The sequence below is a fragment of the Bradyrhizobium australafricanum genome, from assembly GCF_020329495.1.
Classification (GTDB): domain Bacteria; phylum Pseudomonadota; class Alphaproteobacteria; order Rhizobiales; family Xanthobacteraceae; genus Bradyrhizobium; species Bradyrhizobium australafricanum.
This window is the reverse complement of record NZ_JAGKJL010000002.1, coordinates 1-20,789: the sequence shown is the minus strand read 5'-3', so window position 1 is coordinate 20,789 and position 20,789 is coordinate 1. Positions and strand designations below refer to the sequence as shown.

Here is a 20,789-nt window from a genome sequence, read left to right as displayed (position 1 = left end):
AACGCTCGTCATTCCGGGGCGATGCGCAGCATCGAACCCGGAATCTCGAGATTCCGGGTTCGTTTCGCCCCCGGAATGACGACGCTAAGCGCTCTTCACCCCGCGTTGCAGCCGTGACGCAGCGATCACGAGCAGGCCGGCACCGGCGACCGACCAGCAGGCGACCGGCGCCCAGTGCACCAGCGGCGCATAGTCCGGCATCTTCTGCAGGCCGCCGGCGACGGCCGCCATCCGCGCAAAGGTCGCAAGCGCCAGCGCCGAGAACACGAGGCCGGTGACCTTGCCTTCCGCACCGGTCTCCCCGATCGCGAGCGCCGCGGACACCGCGCTCATCAGCATGCAACCCCAGGCGGCCCCCGCCATGAATTGCGCCACGATCAGGACGTTGAGACTGCCGGCGATCTCGGCGGCGATGATCGCAAAGGCGCCGAGCAGTCCCGCCGCGCCCATCACGATCAGGCCGCCGCGATGCTTGACGACGATGCTTGCCGGAAACATCGCGATGTTGAAGCCGATCCAGAATACCGGCATCAGCCATTGCAGCTCGTCCGCCTTGGCAAAGCGCAAATAGAACGGCGCGCTGTTGATGTTGAAGTGCAGCTGGTAGCCGAGCGACAGCAGCACCATCGATCCGATCAGGAACATCGGCACCGCGCCGAGCCGCTTCGCTGGGGGCGCCAGCCGCGCCGGCTGCGCCTCCGCCGCGATGCGGCGCTCGATCCCCGAGAAGGCCAGCGCGGTCAGCAGCAGCACGACGCCCGACAGCACGAACGGCAGCCGTGCATCGTGGTTACGCAGTACGACGCCAAGATAGGGTGAGACCGCACCCGCAATGCCGTAACCCAGCATCGCCAGCGCCGCGAGGAACGGGACCGAGGGTTGCGCGCGATATTTGCCGAGCAGCGTCAGCGGCGGCGCCCGCAAGGCCGACGACGTCACGGCCCAGATCACGATCAGCACGATCAGCCAGACCTTTGCACCCGGCCCGGTGCCGGCGACGTAAGGCAACGCGATGAAGGCGGCGCAGGAGATCGCGGCAAGGATACCGACAAACAAGCCAAGGCGGCCGACCAGGCTCGAGATCCTGTCGGCAGCCATGCCCATCGCCGTGTCGGTGACGGTGAAGATGCCCTGATCCATCATCAGGATCAGGATCACGGTCGACGGCGCGATGCCGACATCGGCGCACAGCTTCGGCAGATAGATCAGATAGGTGGTCCAGCCCAGCGTGAAGACGAGCTGCAGCACGGCGAGATAGACGCCGGTGCGGTTGACGGCGCGGTCAGCCTTGGTGGTCATCCGCCAAGTCTAGACCACCCGGCGCTTCAGCGCACCTTGCGGAAGGTCAGATTGATGCGCTGGCGGCCGAGCAGGCTGTGCTCGCCATCGGCGAGCGGTGCCACGCCGTGATAAAATAGCCGTGACGGGCCGCCCCACACCGCAACGTCGCCATGTTCGAGTCGATAGCGGCGCGGCGTATCGTTGCGCTTCAGGCCGCCGAACAGGAAGATCGCCGGCAGCCCGAGCGAGATCGACATGATCGGGGCGCGGTAGTCGAGCTCGTCCTTGTCCTGATGCAGCGACAGTTTTGCGCCGGGGACGTAGCGATTGATCAGGCAGGCCTCAGGCGCGAAGCCGTTGAAGCCGGCCTCATCAGCGGCGCCAGCGGCGAGCCTGCGCAACACCTCCGGCATTTCAGGCCAGGGTTGTCCCGAGACGGGATCGATCGGATCATAGCGATAGCCGCTGGGATCGGAGACCCAGCCGACGCTGCCGCAATTGGTCATCGCGACCGACATGCGGTGGCCGCCCGGCGTGATCAGATGCCGGAACGGCGCCTGCTTGACGATGGCACGCAAGGCCGGGATCAGCTCGGCCTCGAACGGCCGGACAAAGCCGCGCAACAGCACCGCGCCATCCGCGATCGCCTCGCGCGATGGCCGGGCATCGCCAATGGTCTCGAACAGATCGGTGGCCACGCTTCTCTCGCACTCACTTCGCGTCGTGGAAGATCACACCAACGGTGTGGCGATGGCCGGAGCGAATCCTGCTGACGCCGTGGCGCAGATTGACACGATACGGTCCGCGCGTCCCCTGCACCGGGCGATGATGCACGGCAAAGGCCACCGCATCGCCCTTGGTGAGCGGCACCACCTCGGGCCGCGACTGCATCCGCGGCCGCTGCTCGGTCAGCACGAATTCGCCACCCGTAAAATCGCGCCCGGGCTGCGACAGCAGGATCGCGACCTGGATCGGGAACACATGCTCGCCATAGAGATCCTGGTGCAGGCAGTTGTAGTCGCCCTCGCCATATTGCAGCAGCAGCGGCGTCGGCCGCATCTGTTCGGCGTCATGGCAGCGCTTCAGGAACGCCGCATGCGACGCAGGATATCGGATATCGATCCCCATCGTCTCGTTCCAACGATTGGCTGTCGCGGTCAGCCGCGTATAGAGCGCCGGCCGCAGCTCCGCGATCAGGTCCGGCAGCGGATAGGAGAAATACTTGTACTCGCCGCGGCCGAAGCCGTGACGGCCCATCACGATCCGGCTGCGGAACTGGCTGTCGTCGGGATACAGCGCCGCGATGGCATCGCATTCCTCAGGCGTCAGCAGGCCGTTGAGGACGGCGCATCCCTGATCGTCGAGGTCGGTCTTGATCTGATCCCAGTCGAGCCCGTCTACGCGGGCCGGGATGCCGGTGGATGGGCGTGTGATGGTTTTGGCTGTTGCTGTCATGGGACGGAATCTGGCCCCTGATTGCGGCCCGCGCCACCCGATTTCCGGCAGGAAATGTCGGGGAACAGCGCCCCAATCCCGCTGTCGTCCCGGCGAAAGCCGGGACCCATAGCCACCGTCGTAATTGTTGAGATCGCTGGGGCCACAACGTGCCAACCACAACACTCTGTGGTTATGGGTCCCAGCTTTCGCCGGGACGACGCACGTGGAGAAAGCGTCGGTCATCTCCCTCACAACAACAACGCGGCGAGCAATCAGCCCCTCACCGGCAGCGTCACCACATCGTAGCCGTGGCTGATCTTCCGCTTCAGCACCGGGTCTTCCAGCTCGAACTCGAACCGGCTGGCCGGGCGGATGCCGCCCTTGGCCGCGAAGGTGCCGCCGAACATGGCGCAGCCGTCCGGCAGCGCGCCCTGATCGAAGCCGCGCGCGATCAGGTCCTTCACCGGCAGCATGTGATCGAGCGTGCCTTCCTGGTAGAGCACGCGCTGGCCGCCGATCACCGCCCAGGAGCGCAGCACCAGCTGGTCCCAGTGGCCGATGACGTCCTCGAGCTCCCACAGCTCCGACGCAATCGGCTTGTCGCACATCTGCTTCGACACGGTGACGCTGTAGCTCTCGACCTTGCGGTCGGTGTGGTCGGAGCCGCAGCCGACGAAGGTGCGGCCCTGCCAGCCGATCAGCACGAACTCGACCTCGCCGCTCGAGTCCTCGCCGCAGACTTCGATGGCATCGGCGAAGGTGAGCCGGCGTGCCGAGCAGCGATAGTAGATCGGCGTCGTCGCGGGCCGCGCGATGCCGAGTGCCTCGAGCTCGGCGATATGCTTGTCGCGCGCCACCGGATCGCGGCCGGTCCAGCCGGCGATCACGGCCTGCCTGATTTCCAGCGTCAGCGGAGTGGCGACTCCCTTGTCGTCGACATTGAAGGTGAGATCAAACACGGATCACGGTCTCCATTCCGGCAGCGAGCTCGAAAATGCGCCGATCCGAACCGCCCGCGGCGGCGAGCATCAGGCCGACCGGTGCCTCGCCCTCGCGATGCGCGGGCAGCGAGATCGCGCAGCCGTCGAGCACATTGATCAGCGTGCAATTGCGCAGCGCGCGCAAATTCTCGGTGGCGAACGCCTTGTCGTCGGCGAGGCTCGCGATCGTTGGCGGCAGGTTCGCCGTGGTCGGCAGCACCATCGCATCATAGGGCGCGATCCGCTTCTCGGTGCGGGCGATGAAGGAGCGGCGCGCGTTGAGCAAATCGATATAGTCGGCGGCCGGAAAGCCCTCGCCGCGCTGGATGCGCACGGCGACGCGCGGATCGTAGATGTCGCCCTTGCTGGCCAGCAGGAAGCGATGCCAGGCATAGCTTTCGGCGGCGGCAAAGCCGCCCTTGGCGTTCATGACGCCGACATCGAGCAGTTCGGGCACCTCGATCCGCTCGATCAAGGCGCCTGCGCGCGACAGCGCCGCAAGCGCGCGCTCGAAGGTCTTTGCGACGGCATCATCGAGGTCGTCGAGCGCAACCGTGGTCGGCACCGCGAGCCGCATGCCCTTCACCGGGCGCTGCGCGACCGGCATGACCGGCTGGTCGGCGAGCACCGCGTCGAGCGCGGCGCAGCAGGCCACCGAATTGGCCAGCGGGCCGTAGCTGTCGAGCGTGAACGACAGCGGCACGCCACCATCGAGCGGAATCCGGCGCTGCGTCGGCTTGTAGCCGACGATGCCGTTGAAGGCGGCGGGGATTCGGCAGGAGCCGCCGGTGTCGGTGCCGAGCGCGCCGAACGCCATGCCATCGGCGATCGAGACCGCCGCCCCCGAGGACGAGCCACCCGGCACGTGGCCGGCGCTCCGGTTCCAGGCGCTCTTCGGCGTGCCGTAATGCGGATTGATGCCGATGCCGGAATAGGCGAACTCGGTCATGTTGGTGCGGCCGATCACGATGAAGCCGGCGCGCTTGAGCCGCGCCACGACAGGTGCATCGGCATCCGCCGGCGCGGAATCCTCCAGCGCGCGCGAGCCCGCCCGCGTCACCTGCCCCTTGATGTCGAACAGATCCTTGATCGAAACCGGAATGCCGGCAAATGGCGACGGCGCGGCATTGGCCTTGCGCAGCCGGTCCATGGCGTCGGCGGCCTCGAGCGCGGCGTCGCGGTCGACACGGATGAAGGTGCGTTGGCCCTCGCCTGAGGGATCAGCGATTTTGGCGATGCACTGCTCGACGAGCTTGCGGGCAGAGGTCGCGCCGCCGGCGAGATCGGCGGCCAGGGAGGCGAGTGTCGGATTCTTGGGCATGGCTTTCACTTCACGGCTTGCACTTCATGGCTTGCAGTTGATTGTCGCGCGAACCGAGGCCGATTTCCAGCCCGCCGGCGCCTCACCTCGCATCACTTCAGCCCGAAATAGGCGCGGTGCAGCTCTTCATTGCCGCTCATCTCGGCAACCGTGCCGGAGAAGCGGATCCGCCCGCCTTCCAGCACGAATACGCGGGTGGCAATCTCGAGAAAACCGATATTTTGCTCCGCGATCAAGAGTGCCAGTCCGCGGCCCTGCAGGCTCGACAAGGCGCGCAGCACCTCCTTGACGAACAGCGGCGACAGCCCGGCCGAGGGCTCGTCCATCACCAGCAGCTTCGGCTCGGCCGACAGCGCCTTGGCGATGCCGAGCATCTTGCGCTGACCGCCGGACAGGCTGGATGCGGGGTCGCGGCGCTTGTCGCGCAATACCGGGAACAGGCCGTACAGTTCGTCGACCCGCGCCCCCGGATTGGCATGGCCCAGCGCCTGCGCGCCGACGCGGATGTTTTCCTCGATCGACAGGTCGGGAAACACCGCAAGCTCCGACATGTAAGTCATGCCGCGCTTCATGCGGTCCGACGAGCGCATCTGGGTGATGTCCTCGCCGCCGAGCTTGATGTGGCCGCTGCGGGCTTCGATCAGGCCGACCAGCGACTTCAGGAACGTGGTCTTGCCCGCGCCGTTGGCGCCGAGCAGCAACACGGTCTCGCCGGGGCGGACGTCGAGATCGACGCCCCACAGCACCTGCATGGTGCCGTAGCCCGCATCGACGCCCCTCGTGTCCAGAAGCGGCACCGCATCAGTGGGCATGCTCGCCTCCCAAAAATACCTCGATCACCTGCGGCTCGCGTACCGCGGTCGCCAGCGTGCCCTCGAAGATCTCCCTGCCCGCATTGAGCACGATGACGCGGTCGGTGATCTGCTCGATGAAGCCCATCAGATGCTCAACCACGATGATCGCCATGCCGGTTGCGGCCAAGGCCTTGATGCGGCCGGCGATCCAGTCGAGCTCCGCCGGGTTGAGGCCGGCCGCGAGTTCGTCGAGCAGCAGCAGCCGCGGCCGCGTGGCGAGCGCACGGGTCAGATCGAGCATCTTCTGCTGCGCGCTGTTGAGATCGGCGGCCGGACGGTCGGCGACCTCCTTCAGCCTGAAATCCTCGAGCAGTTCGGCGATCGACGGTGCGCCGGTCGCGCCGCCATAGGCCAGCGCCACCTGGATGTTCTCGCGCACCGTGAGCGACAGGAACGGCTTCGGCACCTGGAAGGTGCGGTTGATGCCGCGATGAACGAGCTTGTGCGAGGCGACGCCGCCGGCGGACGCGCTGTCGAACACGACCTCGCCGCCATCAGGCGCATAGAGACCGGAGATCACGTTGATCGCCGTGGTCTTGCCGGAGCCGTTCGGACCGACCAAACCGAGGATCTCGCCCGGCACGACGTGAAAGCTGAGGCCGTCGAGCGCGTGGAAACCGCCGAAGCGCTTGACCAGCTTCGAGACCTTGAGGATCGGGTTTTTCTCAGGGGACATGCCACCCCCTGCGGGTTGCCAGCGACACCAGTCCTGCGGGCAGGAACAGCACCAGGCCCATGATCAGGAGGCCATAGATCAGCTGGAAATATTGCGGCGTGGTGAAGCCGATCAGATTGTAGATGCCGTAAAGGATCAGCACGCCGACGATCGGGCCGGTGATAGTGGCGACTCCGCCGAACAGCGCGAACACGATCGCGAAGATCGAGAACTCGCCGGAGAACACGTTGTCCGGATAGAACACCGAGACGTACCAGGCGTAGATGCCGCCGGCGAGGCCGGCGACCAGCGCCGAGGCGAGCCAGGCAATCACCCGCATCTTCACGATATTGACGCCGGCCATCGAGGCCGACACCGCATCCTCGCGCACCGCCTGCAGCGCCAGCCCGAACGGCGAGTTCTTCAGATAGACCACCGCACCGACCGTCAGCGCCATCACGACGACGGCCGCATAGTACGCGTGGGTCGGGTTGAACGTGCCAGTGAGCGACACGCCGTAGGGGCCCTTGGTGATGCCCTCCAGCGCCGGATTGGCGACGAAGTGCAGCACCGCGAGCGAGGCCGCGAGGTTGGCGATCGCGAAATACGCACCCGACAGCCGCAGCAGCGGCGTCAATAACAGGCCGAGCGCCACCGCCACAACGCCGCCGACCAGCACGGCGAGCGGTGCCGGCGTCTGCAGATGCATCACCAGGATGGCGAAGCCATAGGCGCCGGCGCCGAAGAAGCCGACATAGCCGAACGGCAGATAGCCGGTGAAGCCATAGATGATGTTCACGCCTTGCGCGAGGATCAGGAAGATCACGAAGTTGAACAGCAGCAGATGGTTTTGATAGACGCCGGGCAGCAGTGCGAACACCACCACCAGCGGCGCCAGGATGAACAGCAGGTGTTTCGAGGCGTTATGCAACGCGCACCCGCCTTCCGAGCAGACCGCTCGGGCGCAACAACAGGATCACGATCAACAACACATAGGGCAGCAGGTCGGCCCAGGAACTGAGATAGGTCTGCACCAGCATGTAGCACAGGCCGTAGACGACACCGCCGAGCGCGGTGCCGAGCGGATTGCCGAGCGAACCCAGCACGACGATCGCAAACGACGTCACGGTCGCGTCGGCGCCGAACGCCGGCGTCACCGAGCCGAACATAAAGGGCGCGAACACGCCGGCGACCGCCGCGATGCCGAGCCCGATACCGAACGCCGCCGCCGAGACGCGATCGACATCGATGCCGGTCGCCAATGCCTCGTCGCGGCGTGACATCACCGCGCGGGTCAAGGTGCCGAGCCTTGTGTGGTAGAGATAGAGGTAGACCAGCGCGATCGCGATCAGGCTGGTGATGGCCGCGATCACCCAAGGCGCGGGAAAACCCTGGCCGAAGATCTGGATCGGCCCTGCCCCGCCCGCCTTGCCGCCGAACCACTTCACCTTGATGGTCGTGAACACGGTGCCGAGCAGCCGGCTCTGGATCGAGCGCTCGCTGGTGCCGGCGAAGATCGTGGTGACGGCCTCGATCACCTGCGACAGGCCGAAGAACAGGATGATCGACAGCATTTCCGGATTGGCCGAGCCCTGCAGCCGCGGCACCAGCACCCAGTACAGCAGCACGCCCACCAGCACGAAGACCACGAAGGCCAGCGGCACCGCGAACAGCGGGTCGATGCCGGCGAGGCCGACCACGCCGAGCGCGATGAAGGCGCCGAGCATCAGGATGTCGCCATGCGCAAGGTTGACGATGCGCATGACGCCGAACACGAGATTGAGACCGATGCCGACCAGGCTGAAATACAGCCCGAACAGCACGCCGGCAACCAGCGCATAGGTCATGCTACCGCTCGCCGCCGAAGGTTACGCCTGCCGCACTCACCTGCATCACGGCGCCGGATAGATCGGCTTGCCGTTGGCGGTGTCGTGCGGATAGATCGAGACGAACTTGATGTGATCGTGCTCGTCGACCGTGAGCTGGCCGAGCGGCGTCAGTTCGCCGATCTGGCCGCCGGTCTCATCCAGCGCGAAGGTGCCGTCCAGCGTCTTGAGCTGGCCGCTGAGCGAGAACACCGCGCGGCGCAGCTCCATCTGGTCGAGGCTGGTCGCAACCGACAGTGTCTTCTCGATCACCAGCGCCGTGGTGTAGCCGGCGACCGCGTTGAAGCCGAACTCCATCTTGCCGTCGTTGTACTTCTTGGTCCAGGCGGCACGGAAATCCTTCATGTTCATCCCGAAATTGACGGGATAGTCCAATTCGGACGGCGGCACGTAGGTCCAGATGTGCTCGAGGCCCTTGGCGCCGACATTCTTCTCGAGCAACTCGGTCTCGAGACCGGCATAGATCGCGAACAGCATCTTGAACTTGGTGCCGACGTCCTGGACGTTGCGCAGGAAGGCGATGTCGTTCGGCGCATAGCCGAAATGGATCACCGCGTCCGGATTGGCGTTGCTGATGTTGTTGATGATGACGTTGTAATTGGTGGTCTCGGTCGGAACGCCCTGGTCATAGACGATCTCGATCGGCGCGCCGGACTCCTTGACGAACTTGCGGAACGCGTTGGCCTGGGTGCCGGTGAACTCGTTGGTCGAATAGAGGATCGCGACCTTCTTGATGCCGAGGCCAGGGCCGTCATGGCTGATGAAGTCGGCGACCGGCTTCGGCCACACCGTCGACACCGGATCGGCCATCAGCGCGATGTAGGGATTGTCCTTGGAGAAGAAGCTCGCGCCGGTGCCGGTCTGGTCGAACAGGAACATCTTGTGATCGCGCGCGATCGCAACCGCGGGCGCCGTCAGCACTGATCCGGAATCGGCGACCAGGAGATCGACCTTATCCTGGGTGACGAGCTGATTATAAAGCGTCGAGGCGGTCGCGGTGTTGCTCTGGTCGTCATAGGAGACGAGCTTGATCGGGATCTTCTTGTCGAACGCCTTCACGAACACGCCGCCCTCGGCGTTCTTCTGTTCGACCCACAATTTCAGCGAGCTGTAGACCGGCATCGAGATCGAGGCGTAGCGCCCCGACGACGCATAGAGCGTGCCGATCTTGATCTCCGACGGTGCGTCGGCGGCCATCGCCTGCGTGGCAAATGCGAGGCTGGCAGCGAGTGCCGCGCCGATGATCCTCAGCATGATATGTTCCTCCCGGCTATCTTGAACGTGTCTTGGACGTATCTTGGACGCGGCCCTTCTACGCGCCGGATCGGAGCGACACAAGCATCGCGGCCTTAGCAATTGTGCGAGGGGCGGAATATGCGGCATGCGCGGGACACAGGCCGCTGCGCGGAGCATGGATGGACCGTTGACGGGCCTTGGTTCAATGTCGCATCAAGATCGTAACGATTTCGGGAGGAGACATCAGACATGGCCGAGCCCGCGCGCGCGAAACCAAAGCCGACACCGGAGACCCAGCATTTCTGGGATGGCACCAAGGCCGGCGAGCTGCGCCTGCAGCGCTGCGATGCCTGCGCCAATGTCTACTTTCCGCCGCGGCCATTCTGCCCCTCCTGCGCCTCGCGCAAGGTCTCGATCTTCAAGGCCAGCGGCAAGGGCAAGCTCTACAGCTACGTCATCAACCACCGTCCGGCCGCGCCCGGCTTCACGCCGCCTTACGCGATCGCCGTGGTCGAGCTCGACGAGGGCCCGCGCATGATGAGCAACATCATCGATTGTCCGCAGACGCCGGAAGCGCTCGAACTCGACATGCCGCTCGAGGTCGCCTTCGAGACGCTCGACGACAAGATCACCCTTCCCTTGTTCCGTCCGGCAAAGGGGTAATGTGATGCGCAGGAACCAGGTTGCCGTCGTCGGCGCGGCTGAAACCACCGAACTCGGCGTCATCCCGAACATGTCGCAGATCCAGCTGCACGCGGACGCGGCGCTGAATGCGATTGCGGACGCCGGCCTGAAGCTGTCCGACATCGACGGCTTCGCTACCGCGGTGGAGACCCCGCAGCAGATGGCGCACTATCTCGGCATCACGCCGACCTGGGTCGACGGCACCTCGGTCGGAGGCTGCTCCTTCATGCTGCACGTCCGCCACGCCGCCGCCGCGATCGAGGCCGGCCTGTGCAAGACCGTTCTGATCACGCATGCCGAAAGCGGCAAGTCGATGATCGGCAAGCAGCCGCGCTTCACGCCCGCCGACAGCCTCAACGGCCAGTTCGAGGCACCGTTCGGTGTCTACGGGCCGCCGAGCATGTTTCCGATTCCCGTGCTGCGGTTCATGAAGACCCACGGCATCACGCATGAGCAGCTCGCGATGGTCGCGGTGGTGCAGCGCGAATGGGCGGCGAAGAACCCGCGCGCGACCATGAAGGATCCGATCACCGTCGCCGACGTCCTGAACTCGCGGATGATCGCCTATCCGTTCCGGCTGCTGCAATGCTGCCTCGTCACCGACGGCGGCGGCGCGCTGATCCTCACCTCGGCCGACCGCGCCAAGGATTTCCCGAACAAGCCGGTCTACATCCTCGGCACCGGCGAGAGCGTGGAAACGCCGATGGTCAGCCAGATGAAGACGTTCGACTCGTCGCGCGCCTTCAAGGTGGCGGGCCCCCTCGCCTTCAAGGAGGCCGGCATCACCCACAAGGACGTCGATCATCTGATGATCTACGACGCCTTCGCGCATCTGCCGCTCTACGGCCTCGGCGACCTCGGCTTCATGCCGTATGAGGAAACCGGCAAGTTCATCGCCGACGGCAACACCCGCCCCGGCGGCAAGCTGCCGCTCAACACCAATGGCGGCGGCCTCAGCTACATGCACTCCGGCATGTACGGCATGTACGCGCTGCAGGAGAGCGTGCGGCAGATGCGCGGCATCGCGCCGGCGCAGGTGCCGAACGCGAAGATCTCGGTCTGCCACGGCGTCGGCGGCATGTTCGCCGCAAGTGGCACGATCATCTTTACGAACGAGAAGTAACAACTCCGTCGTTCCGGGGCGCGCGAAGCGCGAACCCGGAACCTCGAGATTCCGGGTCTGGTGCTTCGCACCATCCCGGAATGACGGAGAGCAAACCAGGAGAACCCACATGGCAAAATCACTGCAGGATAAGGTCATCATCGTCACCGGCGCGGGGCGCGGCATCGGCCGCGAGATCGCGCTGCTCTGCGCGGCGGAAGGCGCCAAGGTCGTGGTCAACGATCCCGGCGGTGCCGCCGATGGCGCCGGCACGAGCGCCGCACCCGCCGAGGAGGTGGTCGAGGAGATCAAGAAGCGCGGCGGCACCGCGGTCGCCAATTTCGAGTCGGTCGCGGAAGCCATTCCCGCCAGCAAGATCGTGAAGACCGCGACCGATCATTTCGGCCGGCTCGACGGCGTCGTCAACAACGCCGGCATCCTGCGCGACATGATCTTCCACAAGATGAGCGTGGAGGCGTTCGATGCCGTCATCAAGGTGCATCTGATGGGCTCGTTCTATGTCAGCCACGCCGCGGCGCGCATCTACCGCGAGCAGGAATCGGGTTCGTTCGTGCACTTCACCTCGACCTCCGGCCTGATCGGCAATTACGGCCAGGCCAACTACGCCGCCGCCAAGCTCGGCATCGTCGGCCTGTCGAAATCGATCGCGCTCGACATGGGCCGCTTCAACGTGCGCTCGAACTGCGTGTCGCCGTTCGCCTGGACCCGCATGATCGGCACCATCCCGACCGAGACTGACGCCGAGAAGGCGCGCGTCGAGAAGATCAAGCAGATGGGCCCGGAGAAGATCGCGCCGGTCTGCGCCTATCTGCTGTCAGACGCGGCCAAGGACGTCACCGGACAAATCTTCGGCGTGCGCATGAACGAGATCTTCCTGTTCGGCCAGCATCGTCCGGTGCGCTCGGTTCATCGCGGCGAAGGCTGGACGCCCGAGACCATTGCCGAACACGGCATGCCGGCGCTGAAGGGATCGTTCGCCAAGCTCGACCGCTCGGCCGACGTCTTCACCTGGGATCCGATCTGAACTTGATCTGATCCTCCGATCCGATCTGACAGTTTTATGAAATCGTCGCCTCCGCGAACTCCGCGCGCAATCGCGCGCTAGGCGGGGGCGACACACTCTTTGGTTGTTTCATCATGGCGTGCCCGCATTGTGCCAGAATTGCGGGGGTATGATCGTCCTCCCGATAACAAAAAAGCCTGGGAGGACTTTCGTGACAAATCCAAGCAACATTCAGAAACACGAGGGCGACGGTGCGAAGGCGTTCGACCGTCGGACAATCTTGCGCGGTGCAACCGCGCTTGCTGCAACCGCGATGGCCGCATCCGATGCCGCAGCGCGCGACTTCGGCCCCAACGCGGAGCCGCAGCGCTATCCCGATCCAGACATCGTCGTGATCGACGACAAGCGCTTCAAGGCCAAGGTCGGCAACACCGCGATCAAGCGGCTCTACACCGGCTGCCTGTGGGCGGAAGGCCCGGCCTGGAACGCGCAGGGCCAGTATCTGGTCTGGAGCGATATCCCGGCCAACCGGCAGTTGCGCTATCTCGACGATGACGGCCACATCTCCGAGCAATTCCACAAGCCGTCAAACGAGGCCAACGGCTCGACCTTCGATTTCGAGGGCCGCCAGATCACCGCCGAGCGCACCCGGCTGGTGCGCTACGAGCACGACGGAACCGTCACGCCCTTGGCGGAGCAGGCCAATGGCAAGCAGCTCAACGGGCCGAACGACATGGTCGTGCATCCCAACGACAAGTCGATCTGGTTCACCGATCCCGGCTATGGCGCGATCTCGATCTATGAGGGCCAACTGGCCAACACGGGATCGAAGCAGCCCTACCAGAAGGAAGCCGTCTATCGCATCGATGCTGCGACCGGTCAGATCACCAAGGTCGCCGACGAGCCGTTCAAGCCGAACGGCATCGCCTTCAGCCACGACTACAAGAAGGTCTACGTCTGCGACACCGGCATCACGCACTATCCGAATGCCAAGAACATCGTCTGGCAGTACGACCTCAACGGCGACAAGCTCTCCAACCCGCGCACGCTGATCGACATGACGCTGGACGGCAAGTCAGGCTTCCCGGACGGCCTGCGTGTCGACGTCGACGGCAATATCTGGGTCGGCGCCGGCTGGGTCGGACCGGGCTACGACGGCGTGCAGGTGTTTGCGCCCGACGGCCAGCGGATCGGCCAGATCCTGCTGCCGGAGACCTGCGCCAACCTCACCTTCGGCGGCAAGAAGCGCAACCGCCTGTTCATGACGGCAAGCCAGTCGCTCTACGCGGTCTATGTCGAGACGAAGGGCGCACACAACTGCTGATCTAACCGTCGTCCCGGCGAAGGCCGGGACCCATTACCACTGCAGTTGGTTGTTGAAGAAAGCTGGGGCCCACATCGTTCACGACACTCCCGGTCGTGGTTGTGGGTCCCGGCGTTCGCCGGGACGACGCTGTGGTTACCCGCTATTCCGCAGTCCCGCCGAAATCCCGTTGATCGTGATCTGGATCCCGCGCAGCACCTGCTCGTCCGGGTTCTGCGCGCGATACTCCTTCAGCAGCTCGACCTGCACGTGATTGAGCGGATCCATGTAAGGGAAGCGGTTGCGGATGCCGCGCTCCAGCAGCGGGTTGCCCTGCAGCAGCCGGTCATGCCCCATGATGTCGAGCAGCGTCTCGATCGACAGGTGCCATTCGCGGCGGATCTGGCCAAAAATCTTCTCGCGCAACGCGACGTCGGGCACCAGCTCGGCATAGCGCGAGGCGATCGCGATCGAGCTCTTCGCCAGCACCATGTCCATGTTGGACAATAGTGTGCGGAAGAACGGCCATTCCCGATAGAGCTCCTGCAGGAACGGCATACCCTGCTCCGGATGCTCGGATATCCAGCTCTCGACCGCACTGCCGAAGCCATACCAGCCCGGCAGCATCAGCCGGCACTGCGCCCAGGAGAACACCCACGGGATGGCGCGCAGGTCTTCGATCTCGCGGGTCTTCTTGCGCGAGGCCGGGCGGCTACCGATGTTCAGCGTCGCGATCTCGTTGATGACGGTCGAACCCCAGAAATAATCGGCGAAGCCCTCAGTCTCATAGACGAGGCCGCGATAGGCCTTGAAGGCGAGCGCGGAAATTTCCTCCATCGCCTTGAGATATTCGGGGCGCGGCGCGCTCTGCCGCGGCTGCAGCAGGCTGGTTTCCAGCGTCGCCGCGGCGAGGATTTCCAGATTGCTGCGGCCGACCTCGGCATTGGAATATTTCGACGAGATGATCTCGCCCTGCTCGGTGATGCGGATCTGGCCGTTCACGGCGCCGCCGGGCTGCGCGATGATCGCGTCATAGCTCGGCCCGCCGCCGCGGCCGACCGAACCGCCGCGGCCGTGGAACAATCGCAAGCGCACGCCGTGGCGCTCGAACACCTCGACGAGGCCGATCTCGGCCTTGTAGAGCTCCCAACCCGAGGTGACGAAACCGCCATCCTTGTTGCTGTCGGAATAGCCGAGCATCACCTCCTGCACGCTGCCGAGACTGTCGACCAGCTTGCGATAGTCGTGCAGCACCAGCATGCGGTCCATGATGCCGCTGGAGGCCTGCAGATCCTCGATGGTTTCGAACAGCGGCACGATGTTGACGGCGCTGCGGCCGGACGGATTGACGAGCCCGACCTCCTTCAGCAACACCGCGACCTCGAGCATGTCGGACATGCCCTGGCACATCGAGATGATGCATTGGGAGATCACCTCCGGCCCGAACCTGGCATGCGCCTCGGCCGCGGCACGGAACACGGCGAGCTCGCTTTGGGTCTCCTCGGAATATTTCACGAAGGGCGAGGCCAGCGGCCGTGCATTGCGCAGCTCGCCGAGCAGCAGGCTGACGCGGGCGTCCTCGCCGAGCGCCAGATAGGACATCCCCGGATTGGCGGTGTCGAACAGCTCGGCGATGGTGCGCTCGTGCACCGCCGAGTTCTGGCGGATGTCGAGCCGCGCCAGATGGAAGCCGAAGCAATCCACCGCCCGCCGCAACAGCCGCAGCCGGCCGCGCGCGATCACGCTGGAATTGTTCGCGATCAGCGAGCGGTTGAGCACGTCGAGATCGGCCTGGAACTCCCTGGCGCGCGCATAGGGCTCGGCCTTGCCGACCGGCGGCCGCGTGGTCTCGACCTCGAGCCGAGAGGCCGTCGCCGCAAGTCGTGCATAGATGCCCGAAACGGCCAAACGATACGGCTCGCCGCTGCGATGCGGCGAGGTGTCGGGCGAACGCTCGGCGAGGCTCCGCAGCTCGTCCGAGACATCGGCGAGATGCGCCGCCAGCGACAATTCGGCGCCAAGCGCATGCAGCTCCTCGAGGTAGAAGTTGAGCGCCTGGCTCGACTGCAGGCGCAGCGTGCCGCGCATCACCTCCGCGGTGACGAAGGGATTGCCGTCACGATCGCCGCCGATCCAGCTTCCCATCCTGAGGAAGGAAGCGAGTTCGCCGGCCTCGCCGCCCTCCTTGTTCAGGCGGTCCTCCAGCGCGCAATGCAGCCGCGGCACCTCCTGCAGGAAGGTGTAGTCGTAGAACGACAGGCCGTTGGCGACCTCGTCGAGGACGGTCAATTTGGTCCGGCGCAGCAGATTGGTCTGCCACAGCGTCACCACGGCGCGGCGAAGCTGCTCGTCGCTGGCCTCGCTCTCGTCCGGCGTCATCTGCAGCCGCTCGCGGCGGTCGAGCAGATCGGCGATCTCCATCTCGCGGTCCATCGTGCTCTTGCGGCGGACCTCGGTCGGATGCGCGGTCAATACCGGGCTAACCAGCGCGCTCCTGAAGAAGCCGCGCAGATCGGCCGGGCTGATGCCGGCCTGACGGGCATGCACCAGCGTCTGTTCCAGCGTGCTCGGCCGCGGCGCCCCGCTCGGGCCGCGGCTGCGCATCTGGCGGATGTTGTTCTGGTCCTCGGCGATGTTGGCGAGGTGGGAGAAATAGCTGAAGGCGCGGACGATCTGCAGCGTCTCGGCAATCGACATGCCGTCGAGGATGCTCTCCAGTTCTCGCCGCGCCAGCTTGTCCTCGTCGCGATGGAAGCGAACCGAGGTCTGGCGGATGCGCTCGACCAGGTCGAATACGTCGGCCCCTTCCTGGTCGCGCACGGTGTCGCCGAGAACGCGCCCCAAAAGGCGGATGTCATTCCGGAGCCGCGCATCCTCCTCCTGCGCAGCCGCTTCCAGAAGGCTGGCCTCTGCGGCACGTTTGGCGCGGATTTCGGTCTCGGACGGCATGGTCTGGGGAGGCATTACCTGGGGAGACATGGCTCGGCTACTCCGGAGGCTGCCCGGCTCCTCCCGAGTGTGCGCTTTTTTTGCCGCAGCGCAAGATCAACTTGGTGGCGGTGCACACACACCAATGTCGTCCCGGCGAAAGCCGGGATCCATAACCACCGGCGGCTGCGGTCGAAGCAAGCTGGGGCTACTGCAGCGCGCAACACGGAGATTGGTGGTTATGGGTCCCGGGTCGCGCGGAGCCTGTCATCGGCGGCGCTTCGCGCCGACCCGTTGGCTTGCCCGGGACGACGGACTAGATCTTCCGCCCCGCCCGCTCCCAATAAGGATCGCGCAGCCGGCGCTTGAAGATCTTTCCGGAATCCTCGCGCGGCAGGTTGGTCTGGATCTCGATGTGCTTGGGCACCTTGTAATCGGCGAGCGCGGTCTTCAGCTGGGCGCGGACGGAGGCGATGTCGAGCACGACGTCTGGCTGCGGCTCGACCACCGCCATCAGCGCCTCGCCGAACTCGGCATCGGGAATGCCGAACACCGCACAGTCGTGCACGCCGGGGACGGCATGCAGCACCGCCTCGATCTCGGCCGGATAGATGTTGACGCCGCCCGAGATCACCATGTCGCGCTTGCGATCGCAGATGAAGACGTAGCCGTCGGCATCGATATAGCCGACGTCGCCCGAGGTGATGAATCCCTGCCGGTCGATCTCGGCGCGCTTCTCGGCCTTGTTGTGATAGGTGAAATCGGGATTGCCCTTGATCCGCGAATAGATCTCGCCGATCTGGCCCTGCGGCACCTCCTTGCCGTCGTCGCCGATGAAGCGCAGCTCGGCACCGGGCGAGATCTTTCCGACCGTGCCGGGCTTCTTCAGCGCGTCCTCGGAATTGGCGAAGGTCACCGCGCCTGACTCGGTCGAGCCATAGAATTCATAGATCACCGGCCCCCACCATTCGATCATGGCGCGCTTGACGTCGGGCGGACAGGGCGCGGCGGCATGGATGATGTGACGCAGCGATGACATGTCGTACTTGCGGCGCACCTCCTCGGGCAGCTTCATCAGGCGGATGAACATCGTCGGCACCATGAAGATGGTGTCGATCCGCTCGCGCGCGATCAACTGCAGAAACTCCTCCGCGTGGAAGCGCGGCATGAGCACCAGCGCGCCGCCGAGCTTGCCCGAGCGCAAGCCGAAGGAATTCGGCGCGGAATGATAGAGCGGTCCGGGCAGGATCGCGCGTGCACCGGGCTTCAGGCCGTAGATCATCGCGCGCATTGCTTCCGCATTGGCGGTCTGCTCCGGCGTCGGCGCGAAGCGGCGCACGCCCTTCGGATGGCCTGTGGTGCCCGAGGTGTAGATCATGTTCTGCGGCTGCGGCACCACCGGGCCGTCATAGTGCGGGAATTGCGCCAGCCAGGCTTCGAAATTGATCGCGAAATCCGGTGTCGCCAGATGATCGGGATTGATCTTGTAGTTGGCGAGGATTTCCGGTGGCGTCGGCACGCTGAGCACGGTGACGTCGGACGGGATCGCACCGCGCAGCGGATGCAGCATGTCGGCATGGCCGATCAGGACGCGCGTGCCGGAATCCGTCAGCACGTAGTTGATCTCCTCCGGCTTGAAGTGCCAGTTGATCGGCACGCCATAGGCGCCGAGCCGCATCGCGGCGTAGGCGGCCTCGACGAACGCAATGTCGTTGCGCATCAGCATGCAGACGCTGTCGCCCGGCTTGACGCCGAGCTTATTCAGGCCGCTAGCGATGCGCTCAGTGCGCTCGGCGACCGCAGCATGATCGCGCCGGCGACCGCCGCTGACGATGCCGAGGAAGGGCTGGGACGTTTCCATTGTCGTTGTCCGATCTTGTGTCGGTTCGAAGTTAAGTCGTCATTCCGGGATGGTCCGAAGGACCAGACCCGGAATCTCGAGATTCCGGGTTCGATGCTGCGCATCGCCCCGGAATGACGTAGGCATCATCACGCATCCGCAAACTTCGGCGCGCGCTTCTCCAGGTTGGCGCGCACCGATTCGGTCTGGTTCGGGCTGCCGAGCAATTTCTGCTGCTCGACCGATTCCGCGAGCAGCGCGGCCGCCGGGTCGACCGACAGATTGTTGAGCATGCGCTTGGCGGCACGGATCGCATCCGGGCTCTTGCCGGCGATCTCGCGCGCGACTTCGAGCGCCGTGGCGCGCGGGTCGTCGCAGACGCGGGTGGCAAGGCCGTAACTTTGGGCCTCCTGCGCCGAGAAGATGCGGCCGGTATAGGTGAGCTCGCGCAGGATGTCGTCGCGCACGAGGCTCGCCAGAATCGGCGTGCCCGCCATGTCGGGCACAAGACCCCATTTGATTTCCATGATCGACATCCGTGCATCCTGCGAGAGGAAGCGCATGTCGGCGCCGAGCGCGAGCTGGAAGCCGCCGCCGAACGCGACACCGTGGACCGCTGCGATCACTGGCACCGGAAGCTGGCGCCAGCCCCAGACCGCCTGCTGCGGGAAATTGGCCTTGCCGTGGGTGCGGACGGTGAGATCGCGCTTCTCGCCGCCCGGCACTCCGTTACCGCCGTCCTTCATGGCGGCGAAACGGCCCATGTCGAGCCCGGCGCAGAACGCCCGGCCCTCTCCGGACAGCACCACCACCCGAACGGCTTTTTCCCTGGAAAGCCGGTCGGTTGCGGCCACCAATGCCTCGAACATCGCGGCGTCGAGCGCGTTCATCTTGTCCGCCCGCACCAGGCGGACATCGGCGATACCGTCCGAAATCGATATCGAAACGCGATCTTCCATTGAAATCTCCTCCGCTGTTCCTTGTTGGCGCTTTACACAAAGGCCGTTGTCCGCTTTTAGTCAATCGACCAATTAACTGACAACCCCCGTGGAGGAAACGATGTTCTCTGATCAGCTTCTTGCCGGGCGGCGCATACTGGTAACCGGTGGTGGCACCGGCCTCGGCAAGTCCATGGCCTCGCGGTTCCTGCAGCTCGGGGCAGAGGTGCATATCTGCGGCCGCCGCAAGAGCGTCTGCGACGAAACCGCGACCGAGCTGATGGCCGAGTATGGCGGGCGCGTGGTCAGCCACGGCGTCGATATCCGCAACGCCATGGCGGTCGACGAGATGATCGAGGCGATCTGGACCACCAGCGGCCCGCTCACCGATCTCATCAACAACGCCGCCGGCAATTTCATCTCGCGCTCGGAAGAATTGTCGCCGCGCGGCTTCGATGCGGTCGCCAACATCGTGATGCACGGCACCTTCTACGTGACGCACGCGGTGGGCCGGCGCTGGATCGCCGGAGGGCATCGCGGCAACGTGGTGTCGATCACCGTGACCTGGGTGCGCAACGGCTCGCCTTACGTGGTGCCATCGGCGATGAGCAAGTCGGCGATCCACGCCATGACCATGTCGCTCGCCATCGAGTGGGGCCGTCACGGCATCCGCCTGAACACCATCGCGCCCGGCGAGATCCCGACCGAAGGCATGAGCAAGCGCATCAAGCCCGGCGACGAGGCCGGCGCGCGCACCAAGGCGATGAACCCAATGGGCCGCGTCGGCACCATGGAGGAATTGCAGAACCTCGCCGTGTTCCTGATCTCCGGCGGCTGCGACTGGATCAACGGCGAGACCATCGCCATGGACGGCGCGCAGGCGCTCGCGATGGGCGGCAATTTCTATCAGCTGCGCGACTGGAGCGACGACGACTGGACCAAGGCGCGCGAGTCGATCAAGGCCCAGAACGAGAAGGACCGCGCGGCGCGGGGCTGAAGCCCGCGCTTGCTCCTCAATCACTACTGTCGTCCCTGCGAAAGTGTTCAGTCCCGTGAGTTTAGCAACGGCCTGGATCGGGGCCTGGTAGCCGAGGCATTTGAGGCGAGTCCGGTTGTAGTCGTGGACGAACCTGGCGATGAAGGCGTCGCGATCGGCATGGTCGATGAAGGTCCGCCGGGCGCTGCCGCGCTTTTGTTCGCGGCCAATGGCTTCGGCGATACGCCGGTTGAAGCGTTCGACGAGGCCGTTGGTCTGCGGGTGGTAAGGCTTGGTCAGGCGATGCTGGATGCCGCGCTGCTTGCAGAGCCGATCAAAGGGGT

The 20,789-nt window shown here is 65.1% G+C and carries 18 protein-coding genes and 1 pseudogene; 5 read left to right on the top strand and 14 right to left on the bottom strand.

The genetic code is table 11. From position 1 onward, the window contains the following. Positions 1–84 precede the first annotated feature (84 nt). From J6525_RS01945 to J6525_RS01900, 10 genes are all read right to left on the bottom strand, one after another. Complete coding sequence (locus tag J6525_RS01945; protein ID WP_225641640.1) at positions 85–1,299, bottom strand: MFS transporter; 1,215 nt, start codon at positions 1,297–1,299, stop codon at positions 85–87. A gap of 26 nt (positions 1,300–1,325) precedes the next feature. Continuing rightward, the gene (gene alkB / locus J6525_RS01940; protein ID WP_225641638.1) at positions 1,326–1,979 is read right to left on the bottom strand and encodes a DNA oxidative demethylase AlkB; all 654 of its coding nucleotides are present in this window, start codon (positions 1,977–1,979) and stop codon (positions 1,326–1,328) included. Positions 1,980–1,992: 13 nt separating this feature from the next. Continuing rightward, complete coding sequence (locus tag J6525_RS01935) at positions 1,993–2,736, bottom strand: 2OG-Fe(II) oxygenase (protein WP_225641636.1); 744 nt, start codon at positions 2,734–2,736, stop codon at positions 1,993–1,995. 254 nt (positions 2,737–2,990) lie between these two features. Beyond that, on the bottom strand, positions 2,991–3,677 hold the full coding sequence (locus J6525_RS01930) for a DUF2848 domain-containing protein (protein WP_225641634.1): 687 nt from the start codon (positions 3,675–3,677) through the stop codon (positions 2,991–2,993). Next, on the bottom strand, positions 3,670–5,019 hold the full coding sequence (locus tag J6525_RS01925; protein WP_225641632.1) for an amidase: 1,350 nt from the start codon (positions 5,017–5,019) through the stop codon (positions 3,670–3,672). Before J6525_RS01925 ends, J6525_RS01930 begins: the two co-directional genes overlap by 8 nt. A 92-nt stretch (positions 5,020–5,111) precedes the next feature. Continuing rightward, complete coding sequence (locus tag J6525_RS01920) at positions 5,112–5,831, bottom strand: ABC transporter ATP-binding protein (protein ID WP_225641630.1); 720 nt, start codon at positions 5,829–5,831, stop codon at positions 5,112–5,114. Beyond that, complete coding sequence (locus J6525_RS01915) at positions 5,821–6,549, bottom strand: ABC transporter ATP-binding protein (protein WP_225641628.1); 729 nt, start codon at positions 6,547–6,549, stop codon at positions 5,821–5,823. Before J6525_RS01915 ends, J6525_RS01920 begins: the two co-directional genes overlap by 11 nt. Beyond that, entirely contained in the window at positions 6,539–7,459 is a 921-nt protein-coding gene (locus J6525_RS01910) for a branched-chain amino acid ABC transporter permease (protein ID WP_225641626.1), read from the bottom strand. Before J6525_RS01910 ends, J6525_RS01915 begins: the two co-directional genes overlap by 11 nt. Next, positions 7,452–8,375 carry a branched-chain amino acid ABC transporter permease gene (locus tag J6525_RS01905; RefSeq protein WP_050386056.1) on the bottom strand — a complete coding sequence of 308 codons (924 nt, stop codon included), beginning with the start codon at positions 8,373–8,375 and terminating at the stop codon, positions 7,452–7,454. The genes J6525_RS01910 and J6525_RS01905 overlap by 8 nt, the downstream gene beginning before the upstream one ends. A gap of 45 nt (positions 8,376–8,420) precedes the next feature. Further along, the gene (locus tag J6525_RS01900; RefSeq protein WP_225163931.1) at positions 8,421–9,668 is read right to left on the bottom strand and encodes an amino acid ABC transporter substrate-binding protein; all 1,248 of its coding nucleotides are present in this window, start codon (positions 9,666–9,668) and stop codon (positions 8,421–8,423) included. 231 nt (positions 9,669–9,899) lie between these two features. On the opposite strand from J6525_RS01900, the gene J6525_RS01895 reads away from it, so the two are divergent. The 4 genes from J6525_RS01895 to J6525_RS01880 all read left to right on the top strand — a co-directional run bounded on the left by J6525_RS01895 (position 9,900) and on the right by J6525_RS01880 (position 13,784). Next, positions 9,900–10,313, top strand: coding sequence for a Zn-ribbon domain-containing OB-fold protein (locus J6525_RS01895; RefSeq protein WP_225641624.1), 414 nt, complete (start codon positions 9,900–9,902; stop codon positions 10,311–10,313). Between the two features lie 4 nt (positions 10,314–10,317). Further along, positions 10,318–11,457, top strand: coding sequence for a thiolase C-terminal domain-containing protein (locus J6525_RS01890; RefSeq protein WP_092083354.1), 1,140 nt, complete (start codon positions 10,318–10,320; stop codon positions 11,455–11,457). Between the two features lie 109 nt (positions 11,458–11,566). After that, positions 11,567–12,481 (top strand): SDR family oxidoreductase, encoded by a 915-nt coding sequence (locus J6525_RS01885; RefSeq protein WP_225641622.1) that lies wholly within the window; start codon positions 11,567–11,569, stop codon positions 12,479–12,481. A 190-nt stretch (positions 12,482–12,671) separates the two neighbouring features. Further along, positions 12,672–13,784, top strand: a complete 1,113-nt coding sequence (locus J6525_RS01880; protein ID WP_092083305.1) for an SMP-30/gluconolactonase/LRE family protein — start codon at positions 12,672–12,674, stop codon at positions 13,782–13,784. 135 nt (positions 13,785–13,919) lie between these two features. Here J6525_RS01880 and ppc read toward each other — a convergent pair whose 3' ends face one another. From ppc to J6525_RS01865, 3 genes are all read right to left on the bottom strand, one after another. Then, on the bottom strand, positions 13,920–16,727 hold the full coding sequence (gene ppc / locus J6525_RS01875) for a phosphoenolpyruvate carboxylase (protein WP_092083304.1): 2,808 nt from the start codon (positions 16,725–16,727) through the stop codon (positions 13,920–13,922). A 280-nt stretch (positions 16,728–17,007) separates the two neighbouring features. Further along, entirely contained in the window at positions 17,008–18,552 is a 1,545-nt protein-coding gene (locus J6525_RS01870) for an acyl-CoA synthetase (protein WP_092083303.1), read from the bottom strand. Positions 18,553–18,680: 128 nt separating this feature from the next. After that, positions 18,681–19,490 (bottom strand): crotonase/enoyl-CoA hydratase family protein, encoded by an 810-nt coding sequence (locus tag J6525_RS01865; RefSeq protein WP_225641614.1) that lies wholly within the window; start codon positions 19,488–19,490, stop codon positions 18,681–18,683. A gap of 100 nt (positions 19,491–19,590) precedes the next feature. Between J6525_RS01865 and J6525_RS01860 the strand changes: the two genes are divergently transcribed. After that, positions 19,591–20,466: an SDR family oxidoreductase gene (locus tag J6525_RS01860; protein ID WP_225641612.1), complete on the top strand. Its 876-nt coding sequence runs from the start codon at positions 19,591–19,593 to the stop codon at positions 20,464–20,466. 144 nt (positions 20,467–20,610) lie between these two features. On the opposite strand, the pseudogene J6525_RS01855 reads toward J6525_RS01860, so the two are convergent. Next, positions 20,611–20,789, bottom strand: a pseudogene (locus J6525_RS01855) (integrase core domain-containing protein); the annotation flags it as partial.

Coding starts and splice junctions, on each gene's coding strand:
- J6525_RS01905 (WP_050386056.1), bottom strand. CDS start 8,375: ATGACCTATGCGCTGGTTGCCGGCGTGCTGTTCGGGCTGTATTTCAGC.
- J6525_RS01945 (WP_225641640.1), bottom strand. CDS start 1,299: ATGACCACCAAGGCTGACCGCGCCGTCAACCGCACCGGCGTCTATCTC.
- J6525_RS01865 (WP_225641614.1), bottom strand. CDS start 19,490: ATGGAAGATCGCGTTTCGATATCGATTTCGGACGGTATCGCCGATGTC.
- J6525_RS01885 (WP_225641622.1), top strand. CDS start 11,567: ATGGCAAAATCACTGCAGGATAAGGTCATCATCGTCACCGGCGCGGGG.
- J6525_RS01925 (WP_225641632.1), bottom strand. CDS start 5,019: ATGCCCAAGAATCCGACACTCGCCTCCCTGGCCGCCGATCTCGCCGGC.
- ppc (WP_092083304.1), bottom strand. CDS start 16,727: ATGCCTCCCCAGACCATGCCGTCCGAGACCGAAATCCGCGCCAAACGT.
- J6525_RS01870 (WP_092083303.1), bottom strand. CDS start 18,552: ATGGAAACGTCCCAGCCCTTCCTCGGCATCGTCAGCGGCGGTCGCCGG.
- J6525_RS01895 (WP_225641624.1), top strand. CDS start 9,900: ATGGCCGAGCCCGCGCGCGCGAAACCAAAGCCGACACCGGAGACCCAG.
- J6525_RS01860 (WP_225641612.1), top strand. CDS start 19,591: ATGTTCTCTGATCAGCTTCTTGCCGGGCGGCGCATACTGGTAACCGGT.
- J6525_RS01890 (WP_092083354.1), top strand. CDS start 10,318: ATGCGCAGGAACCAGGTTGCCGTCGTCGGCGCGGCTGAAACCACCGAA.
- J6525_RS01900 (WP_225163931.1), bottom strand. CDS start 9,668: ATGCTGAGGATCATCGGCGCGGCACTCGCTGCCAGCCTCGCATTTGCC.
- J6525_RS01920 (WP_225641630.1), bottom strand. CDS start 5,831: ATGCCCACTGATGCGGTGCCGCTTCTGGACACGAGGGGCGTCGATGCG.
- J6525_RS01915 (WP_225641628.1), bottom strand. CDS start 6,549: ATGTCCCCTGAGAAAAACCCGATCCTCAAGGTCTCGAAGCTGGTCAAG.
- J6525_RS01935 (WP_225641636.1), bottom strand. CDS start 2,736: ATGACAGCAACAGCCAAAACCATCACACGCCCATCCACCGGCATCCCG.